The sequence below is a fragment of the Streptomyces sp. NPDC006450 genome, assembly GCF_040612195.1.
In the GTDB taxonomy this organism is placed as follows: Bacteria; Actinomycetota; Actinomycetes; order Streptomycetales; family Streptomycetaceae; genus Streptomyces.
Map to the genome: position 1 here is coordinate 12,652 of NZ_JBEXPT010000030.1, position 13,745 is coordinate 26,396.

The following is a 13,745-nucleotide window of genomic DNA, read 5'->3' on the forward strand; positions in this document are numbered from 1 at the left end:
ATGCGGAGGGTCCGCGGGGCGCTCCGATCAGCGTATGACCGTACCGGGATGATGGGCGAGTACCCGTACGGGTCGAACGACGGCGGAGACGGTGAGACGGGAGTGCGGGTGCGCGCAGGCGAGCGGGACGAGGGTGCGGGCGCAGGCCGGCTGGGCATCGCCGAACTGGGCGCCGAGCCGGGGGAGCGGGCCACGCTCGTGCAGTTCTCCAGCGCCTTCTGCCAGCCTTGCCGGGCCACCCGGCGGATCCTGGAGGAGGTCGCTGCCATGGTCACGGGCGTCCGGCACATCGAGATCGACGCCGAGAAGAACCTGGACCTCGTACGGGCCCTCGGCATCGAGAAGACCCCGACGGTACTGGTCCTGGACGCGGCCGGCCTCATCGTGCGGCGGGCCGCCGGAATGCCGCGCAAGGCGGATGTGATCGCCGCACTGGGCGCCGCCGTATGACGCGCGGGCGGCCCCGGTCGGCGCGTGTCACGGCCGGCGCGGGCGACGGGCGCCCGGCGCGTCCGGTGAGCCGGTACGCACGTCCGCACGCAGCGTGACGCGCCCTACATCTGCCCGTTGAGGCTTGACTGTGTACACGAGAGATCGCCAGGCTTGCGATATGCGGTATGAACTCCTGCTTTACGGACGGGGAACCCCTTCATGACGGCTCCGACGGCTCCGTCCCCACGGGCCGGCGCCGGCCTGCCCGGCTCGCCCGCGCTATTGCGCTCGGTGTTCCGCCGGCACGCCGCGGGCGTCGCCGTGATCACCTCCGAGAGCGGCGGCCGGCCGGTGGGTTTCACCGCGACGTCGCTCAATTCCGTATCGGCGGACCCCCCGCTCCTGTCGTTCACCATCGGCACGGGGTCCTCCAGCTGGCCCGGGATACGGGACTCCGAGCACCTCGGTGTCCACATACTCGGCGAGCACCAGGGGGAGCTGGCCGGCCTGTTCGCCCGCAACGGGGCCGACCGCTTCGGGGCGGCCACCGACTGGGCGCCCGGCCCGCACGGGGTTCCCGTCCTGGGCGGCGTCCTGGCCTGGCTGGTGTGCCGGGTCGTGGCGCGGGTCCCGGCCGGCGAGCACCGGGTGATCATCGCGGAGGCGGTCGCCGGGGACCCCGCCGGGGACCCGGTGCGGGATCCGGCAGGGGAGGGCCGCCCGCTGCTGTACCACCAGGGGCGCTTCAACGCGTTGAGGGACTGAATCGTCCCTGCTGGGGCCGGTTCCTCCGGCGTTGGCCAGATCACAGTTCACCGGCCTTGCAACCTGGCGGAACCCGCTGTGTACTGACGAGTAACATTCCTGAACGGGGCGCGGGCCGCCCCGGCGGGAACGGCCCGAGATGGCGCCTATGCTGCCTGAACAAGGCGGTACCAGAAATGTCGATGCGGTAGGAGAGCCGGCGTGAGCCTGAGGATCGTTGTCTGTGTGAAGTACGTGCCCGACGCCACTGGCGACCGGCAGTTCACCGAAGACCTGACCGTCAACCGTGACGACGTCGACGGCCTGCTGTCGGAGCTCGACGAGTACGCCGTCGAGCAGGCGCTGCAGATCGCCGACGAGGCCGACGACGCGGAGATCACCGTCCTGACGGTGGGCCCCGAGGACGCGAAGGACGCGCTGCGCAAGGCGCTGTCGATGGGTGCCGACAAGGCCATCCACGTCGAGGACGACGACCTGCACGGCAGCGACGTCATGGCCACCTCGCTGGTGCTCGCCAAGGCGATCGAGAAGGCCGGTTACGACCTGGTCGTCACGGGCATGGCCTCGACCGACGGCACCATGGGTGTCCTCCCGGCGATCCTGGCCGAGCGCCTGGGCGTCCCGCAGGTCACCCTGCTCTCCGAGGTCAAGGTCGAGGACGGTGTCGTGACCGGCCGTCGCGACGGCGACTCGGCGAGCGAGCTGCTGGAGGCCTCCCTCCCGGCGCTCGTCTCGGTGACGGACCAGTCGGGCGAGGCCCGCTACCCGTCCTTCAAGGGCATCATGGCCGCCAAGAAGAAGCCGGTGGAGTCCTGGGACCTTGAGGAGCTGGAGATCGAGTCCGACGAGGTCGGTCTCGAGGGCTCCTGGACCGCGGTCGACTCCGCGACCCAGCGCCCGGCCCGCACCGCCGGCACGATCGTCAAGGACGAGGGCGAGGGCGGCAAGCAGCTGGCCGAGTTCCTGGCCGGCCAGAAGTTCATCTAGAGCTTCGGCCCCCTCTCGACACCCCCTGACTACTTCGCATTCGCAGGAGCATCCCCATGGCTGAAGTCCTCGTCTACGTCGACCACGTCGACGGCGCCGTTCGCAAGCCCACCCTTGAACTGCTGACCCTGGCCCGCCGCATCGGCGAGCCCGTCGCCGTCGCCCTCGGCGCCGGTGCCGAGGCCACCGCCGCCGTGCTCGCCGAGCACGGTGCCGTCAAGGTCCTCACCGCCGACGCCCCGGAGTTCTCCGACTACCTCGTCGTACCGAAGGTGGACGCGCTCCAGGCCGCGTACGCCGCGGTGTCCCCGGCGGCCGTGCTGCTCCCCTCCTCCGCGGAGAACAAGGAGATCGGCGCCCGCCTGGCCGTCCGCATCGGCTCCGGCATCATCACCGACGCCACCGACCTGGAGGCGGGTGACGAGGGTCCGGTCGCGACGCAGGCCGCGTTCGCCGCGTCCTTCAGCACCAAGTCCCGCGTCTCCAAGGGCACCCCGGTCATCACCGTGAAGCCGAACTCGGCCCCGGTCGAGGCCGCTCCGGCCGCCGGCACCGTCGAGGCGCTCGCCGTCACCTTCGGCGCCCTGGCCACCGGCACCAAGGTCACCTCCCGCACCCCGCGCGAGTCGACCGGCCGCCCCGAGCTGACCGAGGCCGCGATCGTCGTCTCCGGCGGCCGCGGCGTCAACGGCGCCGAGAACTTCCACATCATCGAGGCCCTCGCGGACTCCCTCGGTGCGGCCGTCGGCGCCTCGCGCGCCGCCGTGGACGCCGGCTGGTACCCGCACTCCAACCAGGTCGGCCAGACCGGCAAGTCGGTCTCCCCGCAGCTGTACATCGCCTCCGGCATCTCGGGCGCGATCCAGCACCGGGCCGGCATGCAGACCTCGAAGACCATCGTGGCCATCAACAAGGACGCCGAGGCCCCGATCTTCGACCTCGTCGACTACGGCGTGGTCGGCGACCTCTTCGCGGTCGTCCCGCAGCTGACCGACGAGATCAAGGCGCGCAAGGGCTAGAACCCTGCCGCAGGCGTTGACCTGCGGGTAAGTGGTCTCCGGGGCCGTGTGGTGTTTCTCACCGCACGGCCCCGAGTCGTTTGTCCAGGACGGCGGAGGGACCATTGACTGAGCGGAACCCCGTGACTAAATTCTGTAATGCGGATCTAAGATTCCGTGAAGCGGAAAAGAGGAGAGTGCACGATGGGTCAGCAGGAGAAGGTGGCGACGAGCCTCGCAGGCGCGGTCAGCGAGGGCATCAGCGCTTCCCTCAAGCCGGTGGACGCGGAACTCGCGCGCCACTACCCGGGCGACCCCGGCACCCGCCAGCCCATCCACACGGTCTACGTGCCCGGTGACGTCTTCGCGGCGGACACCATCCGCACCTGGGGCGACCAGGCCCTCGCGGCCCTGGACGAGCACGCCCCGGACGCCGCCACCTTCGCCAAGGTACTGGGCATCTCCGACGACCTGGCCGTCCCGGTCTACGACCGCGTCCGCGCCAAGCTCGCCTCCGAGCCCATCGAGGACCTCCGCGTCGACTTCGAGGACGGCTTCGGCGTCCGCTCCGACGAGGAGGAGGACCAGGCCGCGGCCCGCGCCGCCCGCCTCGTCGCCGAAGCCTTCTCCAACGGCACGAACGCCCCGTACATGGGCATCCGGATGAAGTGCATGGAGTCCAACGTCCGTGACCGCGGCATCCGGACCACCGACATCTTCCTCTCCGGCCTGCTCGCGCACGGCGGCCTGCCCGAGGGGCTGGTCCTGACCCTGCCCAAGGTCACCTACCCCGAGCAGGTCACGGCCTTCGTGCAGCTGCTGGAGGCCTTCGAGACCGCCCGCGGCCTGCGCCCGGGCCGGATCGGCTTCGAGATCCAGATCGAGACCAGCCAGTCCATCCTCGCCTCCGACGGCACCGCGGCGGTCGCCCGCATGATCGAGGCCTCCAAGGGCCGGGCCACCGGCCTGCACTACGGCACCTTCGACTACAGCGCCTGCGTCGGCGTCTCCGCCGCGTACCAGTCGAGCGACCACCCCGCCGCCGACCACGCCAAGGCGATCATGCAGGTCGCGGCCGCCGGCACCGGCGTACGCGTCTCCGACGGCTCGACCAACGTCCTGCCGATCGGCACCACCGAGCACGTCCACGAGGCCTGGAAGCTGCACTACGGCCTCACCCGCCGCGCCCTGGCCCGTGCCTACTACCAGGGCTGGGACATGCACCCGGCGCACCTGCCGACCCGCTACGCGGCCGTCTTCGTCTTCTACCGCGAGGGCCTCGAGACGGCCGCCGCGCGCCTGAAGGCCTACGTCGCCAAGATCGAGGGCGACGTCATGGACGAGCCCGCCACCGCGAAGGCGCTGGCCGGCTACCTGGTCCGCGGCCTGGACTGCGGCGCCGTCGGCGCCGACGAGGTCACCGCCCTGACCGGCCTGACCCGCGCGGAGCTCGACGCCTTCGCCATCCCGCGCCGCTCGGCGACCCTGACGGCCACCGCCTGAGGCGAGTAGCCCTCCGCACGAGGCCCGGCCGGTCTGCCCCCGGCCGGGCCTTTCGGCGTCTCAGGGCCCGGCCACCAGCCAGAGCCGCAGGGTGCCGTCGTCACAGGCGGCCGCCAGCAGACTCCCGTCGGGGGAGAAGGCCGCCGAGGTCGCCCGGGGGCCGCGGCCGCCCAGCGGTGCGGCGGCGAACCGCCCGCTCGCCGCGTCCCACAGCCGCAGCGAGCCGTCGGCGCCCGTGGTGGCCAGCAGACCGCCTCCGGGGGAGAACTCCAGCGCAGTGATGCCCGGCCGGCATCCCGTCAGGAGCGGTCCCAGCGCCTCGCCGGTCCGCGGGTTCCACAGCGAGACGCCCTCCCCGTCCCGGTCGACGACGGCGAGCCGCACGCCGCAGGGCGCGAACGCGGCGGGCGCACGCACCGTGCCCGGCCGCTCGGGGAACGGCCGGCAGGCGAGGGCGCCGGTCGCGGCGTCCCACACGTGCACCCGCTCCCCGACGACGGCCAGCAGTCCGCCGTACGGTGAGAAGCGCACTTCGGCGCCGTGAGCCGGCTCGCCCGGGTCGAACGGGCCGCCCCGCTGGGTGAAGGTCGGGGTGTCGTGCACCGTCACCGTGCCGTCGGTACGGGTGAGGGCGACCAGGTGGCCGCCCGGGGAGTACGCCATGTGCTCGACCATGGACACCCGGACGCGGTCGGCCGGTCCGATCGCCGGAGCCGGTCCGCGGGAGGTCCAGATGTCCGCCAGGCCGCCGTCCGGGGCGAACTCCACCCCCCAGGCGGGTACTCCGGGCGGCACGAACCGCTCGACGTGCTCGCCCGGGACGGCCGGGTCCCACACGAGCAGTCGGCCCGCGTCGCTCACCGCGAGGATCAGCGAGCCGTCCGGTGAGAACCGCAGCCGGTCGAGGGCCTTGCCGTCGACGGGGTGCGACAACGCGGGCAGCGGTACGGCGACCCTCCTGCGCAGGGCGGCCGTCAGCGCCGCGGCGCCGCTGGACGACAGGAGGGACGGGAGCAGCGGATCGGGGCCGGTGCGGTGCAGCAGCACGACCTGGTCGTCGCCCGCCGTGGCGAGCGTCCGTCCGTCCGGGGAGAAGGCCACGGCATTGACCGCGAGGGTGTGGCCGCCCAGGGGCCGCCCTAGCGGCGCGCCCGTCCCCGTGTCCCACAGCCGTACGGTCCGGTCGCCCCCGGCGGTGGCGAGTATCCGCCCGTCGGGGGAGAAGGCCACGGCGTTGACCGCACCCGCGTGTCCGACGAGGCCGGGGCCGCGCGGGCGGCCGGTGGCGGTGTCCCACACCAGGGCCGTCCCGTCGTGGCTGCCGGTGGCCAGGAGCCGCCCGTCCGGGGAGTAGGAGAGCGCCTCCACGTTGTCCGAATGCCCGGTCATGGCCGGTCCGAACGGCTGCCCGGTGGCCGTGTCCCACTGCTGTACGGAGGCGAACGCGTCGACGGCCGCCAGGCGCCGGCCGTCCGCCGAGAGGGCGAGGACCTCCGGAAGTCCGGCGCAGTCCGTGAGGACCGGCCCCACCGGGCTGTCGGCGTCCAGATTCCGTACGTGCGCCTCGTCACCGACGAGGACGACACCGAACAGGCTCCCGTCGGCCGTGAACGCCAGTCCGTCGAGGTCCCGGACCACGCGGGGCCGGGGACGGGGCGAGCGCAGCGAGGTCCACGACACCGGGTCCCACACGTCCACGAGGCCGTCGTCGAGGACCGAGAGGAGCCGGTCGCCGTCGGGGGAGAAGGCGACGTGGAGGGCCGGCGTGGTGCAGTGGCCGCCGGTGCGCGGCCCTTCGGTCCGCACACCTTCCGCCCGGCCCTCGGAGACGTTCCACACCCGGACCGTTCCGTCGTTGCCGGCCGAGGCCACGGTCCGGCCGTCGGGGGAGAAGGCGAGCTGCCAGATGGTGCGGGTGTGTCCGACGAGCCGGTGCACGGTCCGGAACTCGCCCGAGGCCGCCGGGTCGGTCCGCTGTGTCCCGTCTGTCAGCTCTGTCCGCTCCGGTTGCTCTGCCGGGTCCGCGGGGTCCGGCTGGTCGGCCGTGCCCGGTGCCGGTCCCGGTGCGGGGCTTTTCGCCGTGGGCGCCGTGGACGGCGCGTGCGCCGGGGAGGGATCCGGGGAGAGCGGGGGCGCACCGGGGTCCCGGCGGCGGTGTACGGGGTCTGCGAGGGCGGCCAGATCGCGCCAGCGTCGACGCCAGACCTCCAGTTCGGGCGCGCCGTGCGGGGGCACGGGCTGGTCGTGGCCGAAGGCGTCGAACGCGTGGAGGATCCGCACCAGGCCCATGAGCCGGTCCAGGCCAGGCAGCCGACCGCCGCGGAACGCATCGCTCTGGGTGGCCACCGGAAGCCGGATCCCGGTGCGCGACCTGTCCGCGCGGGCGGCGATCTCGCGGTACGAGCGTTTGCCGCGGTCGATCCTCAGTTGGCGCAAGTCCGCCGCGAAGGCGGCGAGTTCATCCTCGAATGCGCGGCTGTTCTCCATCACGGCCCAGGTTAGGGGCGCCCGGCACGCCTTCGCCGGACAATCCCGAACAGCGGGGAGCGCCTCGGGTGCCCGCCGGTGTCCGGCGCCGTTCGACGGCGCCGGGGGTCCGTTCGGCGCCGTGCCGACTTCGTTCGGCCCGTGCGGTGCGAGGGTCCGCCGCGCGCTGCAATCGGTGCATGACCACACCTGAGCCACCTGCATCCCCGAACACCGGGCGCTGCCAACCCGATCCGCCGCTCCTGACCCTGCACGCCGCCGTCGTGCTGATGGTCGCGGCGCTCGCGGGGGTCACCGTCGGCGGGCTGAGTCACCTCGGCGGGGTGCCCGGCGCGTTGTCGGTGCTCGCTGGTCTGGGAGCGGGGGGCGGAGCCGTCCCCGTCATCCACGGTCTCATCCGGTGACCGGCGGGATCTCGCCCGAGCCGCGGGCGATGAGCCGGGTCGGGAGTTCGATGCGTGCCGGGGGGAGGTCGGCGCCCGCCAGGCGCTGGAAGAGGCGGTCGCCGGCCACGCGGCCCAGGGCCGCGGCGTCCTGGGCGATCACCGTGATCCCGGGGTTCAGCAGGTCGGCGAGTTCGAAGTCGTCGAAGCCGACCAGGGCCACCGGGCGGGGGAGGGAGGCGAGGACCCGTACGGCCGTGACCGTCACGCGGTTGTTCCCGGCGAAGAGGGCCGTCACCGGCTCCGGGCCGGACAGCATCGACCGGGCGGCGGCCGAGACGCGCTCCGGGGCCGTCGTGCCGAGGGAGACCCACGAGCCGTCGACCGGCAGACCGGCGTCCGCCATGGCCGCACGATAGCCCCGCAGGCGCTCGGTCGCGGTGTGGATGTGCGGGTGGTCACCGATGAAGCCGATCCGGCGGTGGCCGCCCGCGATCAGGTGGGCCACCCCGTCCCGGGCGCCGCCGAAGTGGTCGGACAGGACGACGTCCGCGTCGATCCGGCCCGCCGGGCGGTCCACGAACACCGTGGCCACCCCTGCCCTGATCTCCGGCTCCAGATAGCGGTGGTCGTTCCCGGCCGGGATCACCACGAGCCCGTCCACCCGGCGGGCGCACAGCGCGAGCGCCAACTCCCGCTCGCGCTCGGGGTCCTCGTCGCTGGAGCCGTTGATGAGCAGGGCGCCGTGGGCCCGGGCCACCTCTTCCACGGCCCGGTTGAGCGGTCCGTAGAAGGGATCGGAGAGATCCTCCAGGACCAGGCCGACGGTGGCGGTGCGCCCCTTGCGCAGGACGCGGGCGCTGTCGTTGCGGCGGAAACCGAGCGCGTCGATGGCCTCCTGGACCCGCTTCCCGGTGTCCGGGGTGACCCCCGGCTCCCCGTTGACCACGCGTGACACCGTCTTGAGGCCCACGCCGGCGCGGGCCGCCACGTCCTTCATGGTCGGCCGGTTGCCGTAGCGGGGCTCGGACGGGCGGCGGCTGTGGGGCACGGTGTCGGACCTCCGGAAGGGCGGGCGCGGTGGTGGTGCGGGCCCGACGCTGCGGACAGGCCCCTGACCTTGAGGATATGCACTCGGCGGAGCACCGGGGTTTCCGTGGCAGGGTGGTGCGGGCAAGCCACTGGGGGCATCGGGAGAGGGGTAGACGTGATTGTCTGGATCAACGGCACCTTCGGCGCCGGGAAGAGCAGCACAGCGCGCGAGCTGACCGGCCTCCTGCCGGAGAGCACCTTGTTCGACCCGGAGTTCATCGGTGACGCGCTGCGCGTGCTGCTGCCGCGCAAACGGCTCGCGGAGGTGTCCGACTACCAGGACCTGCCGAGCTGGCGGCGGCTCGTCGTGGACACGGCGGCGGCGATGCTGGCGGAGCTGGGCGGGGTTCTGGTGGTTCCGATGACGCTCCTGCGGCAGGAGTACCGCGACGAGATCTTCGGCGGGCTGGCGGCGCGCAGGATCGCGGTGCGGCACGTGCTCCTCGCCCCAGAGGAAACGATCCTTCGGGAGCGGATCGCGACCCGGGAAGAGCCCGGGGCGACCGCGGACGTGGACCTGCGGGTGAGGAAGTGGGCCTACGACCACATCCCGGCCTACCAGCACGCGCTGGGCTGGCTCGCGGCCGACGCCCACGTCATCGACAACGGAACCCTGACCGTACGGGAGACCGCCGAGCGGATCGCCGAGGCCGTACGCACCGACACGGCCCGGGTCTGCGACATCGTGCAGACCCCGCCGCCGACGCGCGAGACGGTGGCCGCCGGGGTACTGCTCTTCGACGACGCGGACCGGGTGCTGCTGGTCGACCCGACGTACAAGCCGGGGTGGGAGTTCCCGGGCGGGGTCGTCGAGGCCGGCGAGGCGCCGGCGTGCGCGGGCGTACGGGAGGTCGAGGAGGAACTCGGCCTCGTACTGGAGCGGCTCCCGGAGCTCCTGGTCGTGGACTGGGAGCCGCCGGGGCCTCCGGCGGGCTACGGAGGCCTGCGGCTGCTGTTCGACGGCGGCCGGTTGTCGGCGGCGCAGACCGGGCGGCTGCGGCTGCCCGGCCCGGAGCTGCGGGCCTGGCGGTTCGTGACGGAGGAGGAAGCGGCGGACCTGCTGCCGCAGGTGCGCTACGAGAGGCTCCGCTGCGCCTTGCGTGCCCGTGAACGGGGCCGGGCGGCGTACTTGGAGGCGGGGCGGGCGGTTCCGTAGCGGTGGGCGTGGGGCCGGGGCGGGCCCTGGCCCTCGGTCCGGATCAGCCCGTCGGGTGCGGCGAGGACTGAGCCGCGGGTGCGGCCTCGGCTCCGGCCTCCGACCCGGCCTCCGACCCGGCCTCGGCTCCGGCCTCCGACCCGGCCTCCGGTCCGGCTTCCGCCTTCGCCGCCGTTTCCGCTGCCGCGAGGAGGGTGGCCGCGGTGTCCGACGTCAGGGGGTCGCCGTGGCCGAAGCAGGCCACCGAGGGGGCCAGGGCGGCCAGCCGGACCATCGACTCGACGGCCAGGGCGCGGTCCACGTTGAAGACGCCGAGCATCACGTGGACGACACCGGCGATGCAGTCGCCCGTGAACAGCACGCCGTGAGCGGGGAGATGGATGCCGATGCTGCCCGGGGTGTGGCCCGGAGCGTGGACGACGACCGCCCCGTCGCCGAAGGGGAGTATCTCGCGGTCCTCCAACTCCTGGTCCACCGCGGTCGGTGGGGCCTGCGGAACCGTCAGGGCGTGCTCCCACAGCGGCAGTTCCCAGTCCAGCAGCACCGGCTCCGGAACCGGCTGCTCGCCGCGGATGACCGGGGCGTCCAGCCGGTGCGCCAGCACCGGGGCGCCCCAGCGGGTGGAGAGTTCGCCTGCCGCGCCGAAGTGGTCACCGTGGCAGTGGGTCACGACGATCCGCTCCAGCCGCTCCGGCAGCAGCCCGAGGGAACGTATCGCCCCTTCGATCGCGTCCGCCGAACCGGCGTGGCCCGCGTCGATCAGGGTCAGGTCCGCTCCGTCGCGCCAGAGGTAGGCCTGGCCGATGGGGAAGCGGAGCATGTGCAGGCGGTCGGGGACGACTTCTACGAGATCCATCACTCGAACGTACGTGGGGGAACCACGCTGACGGCGCAGGTTGCGCCGTCAGCGTGGTCCGCTACGGGCGAAGCGTCCGGGAACGGCCTTCGGCACCGTCAGGCGCGCTTGGACTCCGCGTAGTTGACGAGGAAAAGTGCCTCCGTGACCGACAGGCGCTCCAGCTCCTCCGGGGAGACGCTCTCGTTCACCGCGTGGATCTGCGCCTCCGGCTCGCTCAGGCCGATGAGCAGCATCTCCGCGTCCGGGTACAGCTCCGTCAGCGTGTTGCACAGTGGGATCGAGCCGCCCATGCCGCTGATCTGCATCTCCTGGCCCGGGTAGGCGGCCTTCATCGCCTGCGCCATCGAGGCGTACGCGGGGCTGTCCGTGTCCGCCTGGAACGGCTGTCCCTGGCCGACGACTTCGAGCTCCAGACGCGCCTTCCACGGGGTGTGCGCCACCAGGTGCGCCTCCAGCAGCTTGATCGCCTCCGCGGTGTCCACACCCGGCGGCACGCGCAGGCTCACGAGCGCACCCGCGCTCGCGTGCACCGAGGGGGTGGCGCCGACCAGCGGCGGGGAGTCGATGGCCAGCACGGTGACGGCCGGCCGGGACCACAGCCGGTCCGCGATCGTGCCCTCGCCGATCAGCTCGACCCCGTCGAGCACCTTCGCGTCGGAGCGGAAGTCGGCCTCCGGGTACTGGAGCCCCTCCCACACACCGTCCGAGGCCAGCCCGTCCACCGTGGTGGAACCGTCCGGCGCGCGCAGCGAGGCCAGGAGCTGGATCAGGGCGGCCATGGCGTCGGGGGCGGCCCCGCCGAACATGCCGGAGTGCAGATTGCCGCCGAGAGTGTCGATCTTGATCTTCAGCAGGCACATGCCGCGCAGGGTCGCGGTGACCGTCGGCAGGCCCGTACGGAAGTTGCCCGCGTCACCGATCACGACGGCGTCGGCGGCCAGCAGTTCGGGGTGGGCCGTCGCGTACTGCTGGAGACCGCCGGTGCCCTGCTCCTCCGAGCCCTCGGCGATCACCTTCACGTTCACCGGGACGCCGCCGTTGGCCTTCAGGGCGCGCAGTGCGAGCAGGTGCATGATGAACCCGCCCTTGCAGTCGGCGCTGCCGCGGCCGTACCAGCGGCCGTTCCGCTCGGTCAGCTCGAAGGCGGGGGAGACCCAGGCCGCGTCGTCCAGCGGGGGCTGCACGTCGTAGTGCGCGTACAGCAGGACGGTCGGCGCGTCCGCCGGGCCGGGCAGGAACCCGTACACCGACTGGGTGCCGTCGGGGGTGTCGAGCAGCGCGACGTCATGGAAGCCCTCGGCGCGCAGCGCGTCGGCCACCCAGTTCGCGGCGGCCTGGCTCTCGCTCTGGGGGAACTGCGCCCAGTCCGCCACCGACTGGAAAGCCACCAGCTCGGTCAGCTCCTGCTTGGCGCGGGGCATCAGCGAGGCGACGGTCTCGGCGATCGGATGAGACGGCATGGGCACGCTCCTCTTGGGTGCGACGTTGGTGTACGTGTACGGGTTACGTATACGGGTCCCGCATCCGCGGGGTGTGCGTATGCGGGCTACGGCAAAAGGCTCTTCCGATCCTCGCACAACAGGGCAGTCGATCTCGCGCCGTAGGATTTCACCGGCATCGGAGCAACGGCATGAACCGCATGATCAGGAGCAGCAGCACATCGTGAGCAGCGACGAGAGCGACAGCGGCGACGTACGCGACGCGGAGGCAGGACGGGCCGCTCAGGCGGCCGGCGCGCAGACGCCCGGGGAGACCGGCGAGGTGTGGGACGTGGTCGTGGTCGGGGCCGGGCCGGCCGGGTCCTCGGCCGCCCATGCGGCGGCCACCGCGGGACGGCGCGTTCTGCTGTTGGAGAAGGCGGAACTGCCCCGGTACAAGACCTGTGGCGGAGGCATCATCGGGCCTTCGCGCGATGCGCTCCCGCCGGGTTTCGTGCTGCCCTTGAAGGACCGCGTCCACGCGGTCACCTTCTCGCTGGACGGGAAGTTCACCCGGACCAGGCGTTCGAAGCAGATGTTGTTCGGGCTGATCAACCGGCCCGAGTTCGACGCGGCGCTGGTCGCCGAGGCGGAGAAGGCCGGCGCCACGGTCCGTACGGGTACGGCCGTCGCGCGGGTGGAGCAGCACGGGGCGTCCGTGCCCGACCGGCGGACCGTCGCCGTGATCCTCGGCGACGGCGAGACGGTGCTGGCCCGGGCCGTGGTCGGCGCGGACGGCAGTGCGAGCCGGATCGGCGCCCACGTCGGCGTCGAGATGGACCAGGTCGACCTCGGCCTGGAGGCGGAGATCCCCGTCCCGGAGACGGTCGCCGCGGACTGGAAGGGCCGGGTCCTCATCGACTGGGGACCGCTGCCCGGCAGTTACGGCTGGGTCTTCCCCAAGGGCGACACCCTCACCGTCGGGGTCATCTCGGCCAAGGGCGAAGGCGCCGCGACCAAGCGGTACCTGGACGACTTCATCGCCCGGCTGGGCCTGTCGGGCTTCGAGCCGGCACTCTCCTCCGGACACCTGACCCGCTGCCGCAAGCCCGGCTCGCCGCTTTCGCGCGGGCGGGTCCTGGTCGCGGGCGACGCGGCCGGACTGCTGGAGCCGTGGACCCGGGAGGGCATCTCCTTCGCGCTGCGCTCGGGGCGGCTCGCCGGGGAGTGGGCCGTGAAGATCTCCGAGGCCCAGGACGCCGTGGACGCGCGCCGCCAGGCCCTCAACTACGCCTTCGCCGTCAAGGCAGGGCTCGGTGTGGAGATGGGCGTCGGCAAGCGGATGCTGGAGCTCTTCGAGGCCAAGCCGGGCCTGCTGCACGCGGCGATCACCGGCCTCCGGCCGGCCTGGACGGCCTTCGCCCGGATCGCTCGGGGCTCGCTGACGCTGGCCGAGATGGTGCGTACGTACCCGGTCGCGCGCAAGGCACTGCACGTGCTCGACGCGCGGCAGGCGCGGAGCCGGGGCGCGGCCGGGAGCGGGAGCGGGGGCGGATCCGGGACGGAGACGACCGGGAGCGGGGCCGCGGCCGGATCCGGGGAGCAGGACGGAGCTCGGGGCAGCAAGGGCGAGGACAAGGCCTGAGCCCAGGGGCGACCCCAGGG

11 protein-coding genes and 1 pseudogene are annotated in these 13,745 nt (G+C 73.0%); 8 read left to right on the top strand and 4 right to left on the bottom strand.

The window, feature by feature from the left end:
* Positions 1 to 48 precede the first annotated feature (48 nt).
* From ABZY57_RS12685 to ABZY57_RS12705, 5 genes are all read left to right on the top strand, one after another.
* On the top strand, positions 49 to 450 hold the full coding sequence (locus ABZY57_RS12685) for a thioredoxin family protein (RefSeq protein ID WP_356511059.1): 402 nt from the start codon (positions 49 to 51) through the stop codon (positions 448 to 450).
* Positions 451 to 651: 201 nt separating this feature from the next.
* On the top strand, positions 652 to 1,197 hold the full coding sequence (locus ABZY57_RS12690; protein ID WP_356511061.1) for a flavin reductase family protein: 546 nt from the start codon (positions 652 to 654) through the stop codon (positions 1,195 to 1,197).
* Positions 1,198 to 1,398: 201 nt separating this feature from the next.
* Positions 1,399 to 2,184: an electron transfer flavoprotein subunit beta/FixA family protein gene (locus ABZY57_RS12695; RefSeq protein ID WP_356511063.1), complete on the top strand. Its 786-nt coding sequence runs from the start codon at positions 1,399 to 1,401 to the stop codon at positions 2,182 to 2,184.
* A 56-nt stretch (positions 2,185 to 2,240) separates the two neighbouring features.
* On the top strand, positions 2,241 to 3,203 hold the full coding sequence (locus ABZY57_RS12700; protein WP_250738899.1) for an electron transfer flavoprotein subunit alpha/FixB family protein: 963 nt from the start codon (positions 2,241 to 2,243) through the stop codon (positions 3,201 to 3,203).
* A 183-nt stretch (positions 3,204 to 3,386) separates the two neighbouring features.
* Positions 3,387 to 4,685, top strand: coding sequence for an aldolase (locus tag ABZY57_RS12705; RefSeq protein WP_356511066.1), 1,299 nt, complete (start codon positions 3,387 to 3,389; stop codon positions 4,683 to 4,685).
* A gap of 60 nt (positions 4,686 to 4,745) precedes the next feature.
* On the opposite strand, the gene ABZY57_RS12710 is transcribed toward ABZY57_RS12705, so the two are convergent.
* Positions 4,746 to 7,172: a hypothetical protein gene (locus tag ABZY57_RS12710; RefSeq protein WP_356511068.1), complete on the bottom strand. Its 2,427-nt coding sequence runs from the start codon at positions 7,170 to 7,172 to the stop codon at positions 4,746 to 4,748.
* Positions 7,173 to 7,351: 179 nt separating this feature from the next.
* Here ABZY57_RS12710 and ABZY57_RS12715 point away from each other — a divergent pair, with 179 nt between their 5' ends.
* Positions 7,352 to 7,576: a hypothetical protein gene (locus ABZY57_RS12715; RefSeq protein ID WP_356511070.1), complete on the top strand. Its 225-nt coding sequence runs from the start codon at positions 7,352 to 7,354 to the stop codon at positions 7,574 to 7,576.
* On the opposite strand, the gene ABZY57_RS12720 is transcribed toward ABZY57_RS12715, so the two are convergent.
* Positions 7,566 to 8,555, bottom strand: a complete 990-nt coding sequence (locus ABZY57_RS12720; RefSeq protein WP_356511133.1) for a LacI family DNA-binding transcriptional regulator — start codon at positions 8,553 to 8,555, stop codon at positions 7,566 to 7,568. The two genes, ABZY57_RS12715 and ABZY57_RS12720, sit on opposite strands and share 11 nt — an antisense overlap.
* A gap of 207 nt (positions 8,556 to 8,762) precedes the next feature.
* Here ABZY57_RS12720 and ABZY57_RS12725 point away from each other — a divergent pair, with 207 nt between their 5' ends.
* Entirely contained in the window at positions 8,763 to 9,803 is a 1,041-nt protein-coding gene (locus ABZY57_RS12725; RefSeq protein ID WP_356511072.1) for an NUDIX domain-containing protein, read from the top strand.
* 175 nt (positions 9,804 to 9,978) lie between these two features.
* Here ABZY57_RS12725 and ABZY57_RS12730 read toward each other — a convergent pair.
* Positions 9,979 to 10,659 (bottom strand): annotated as a pseudogene (locus ABZY57_RS12730) (MBL fold metallo-hydrolase); the annotation flags it as partial.
* Positions 10,660 to 10,757: 98 nt separating this feature from the next.
* Positions 10,758 to 12,122, bottom strand: a complete 1,365-nt coding sequence (locus ABZY57_RS12735) for a dipeptidase (RefSeq protein ID WP_356511074.1) — start codon at positions 12,120 to 12,122, stop codon at positions 10,758 to 10,760.
* A gap of 301 nt (positions 12,123 to 12,423) precedes the next feature.
* Between ABZY57_RS12735 and ABZY57_RS12740 the strand changes: the two genes are divergently transcribed.
* Complete coding sequence (locus tag ABZY57_RS12740) at positions 12,424 to 13,725, top strand: geranylgeranyl reductase family protein (protein ID WP_356511135.1); 1,302 nt, start codon at positions 12,424 to 12,426, stop codon at positions 13,723 to 13,725.
* Positions 13,726 to 13,745 lie beyond the last annotated feature (20 nt).

Bases quoted from the DNA above. Each gene is read 5' to 3' on its own strand.
- ABZY57_RS12685 (WP_356511059.1), top strand. From the start codon at position 49: ATGATGGGCGAGTACCCGTACGGGTCGAACGACGGCGGAGACGGTGAG.
- ABZY57_RS12690 (WP_356511061.1), top strand. From the start codon at position 652: ATGACGGCTCCGACGGCTCCGTCCCCACGGGCCGGCGCCGGCCTGCCC.
- ABZY57_RS12700 (WP_250738899.1), top strand. From the start codon at position 2,241: ATGGCTGAAGTCCTCGTCTACGTCGACCACGTCGACGGCGCCGTTCGC.
- ABZY57_RS12705 (WP_356511066.1), top strand. From the start codon at position 3,387: ATGGGTCAGCAGGAGAAGGTGGCGACGAGCCTCGCAGGCGCGGTCAGC.
- ABZY57_RS12710 (WP_356511068.1), bottom strand. From the start codon at position 7,172: ATGGAGAACAGCCGCGCATTCGAGGATGAACTCGCCGCCTTCGCGGCG.
- ABZY57_RS12715 (WP_356511070.1), top strand. From the start codon at position 7,352: ATGACCACACCTGAGCCACCTGCATCCCCGAACACCGGGCGCTGCCAA.
- ABZY57_RS12720 (WP_356511133.1), bottom strand. From the start codon at position 8,555: ATGAAGGACGTGGCGGCCCGCGCCGGCGTGGGCCTCAAGACGGTGTCA.
- ABZY57_RS12735 (WP_356511074.1), bottom strand. From the start codon at position 12,122: ATGCCGTCTCATCCGATCGCCGAGACCGTCGCCTCGCTGATGCCCCGC.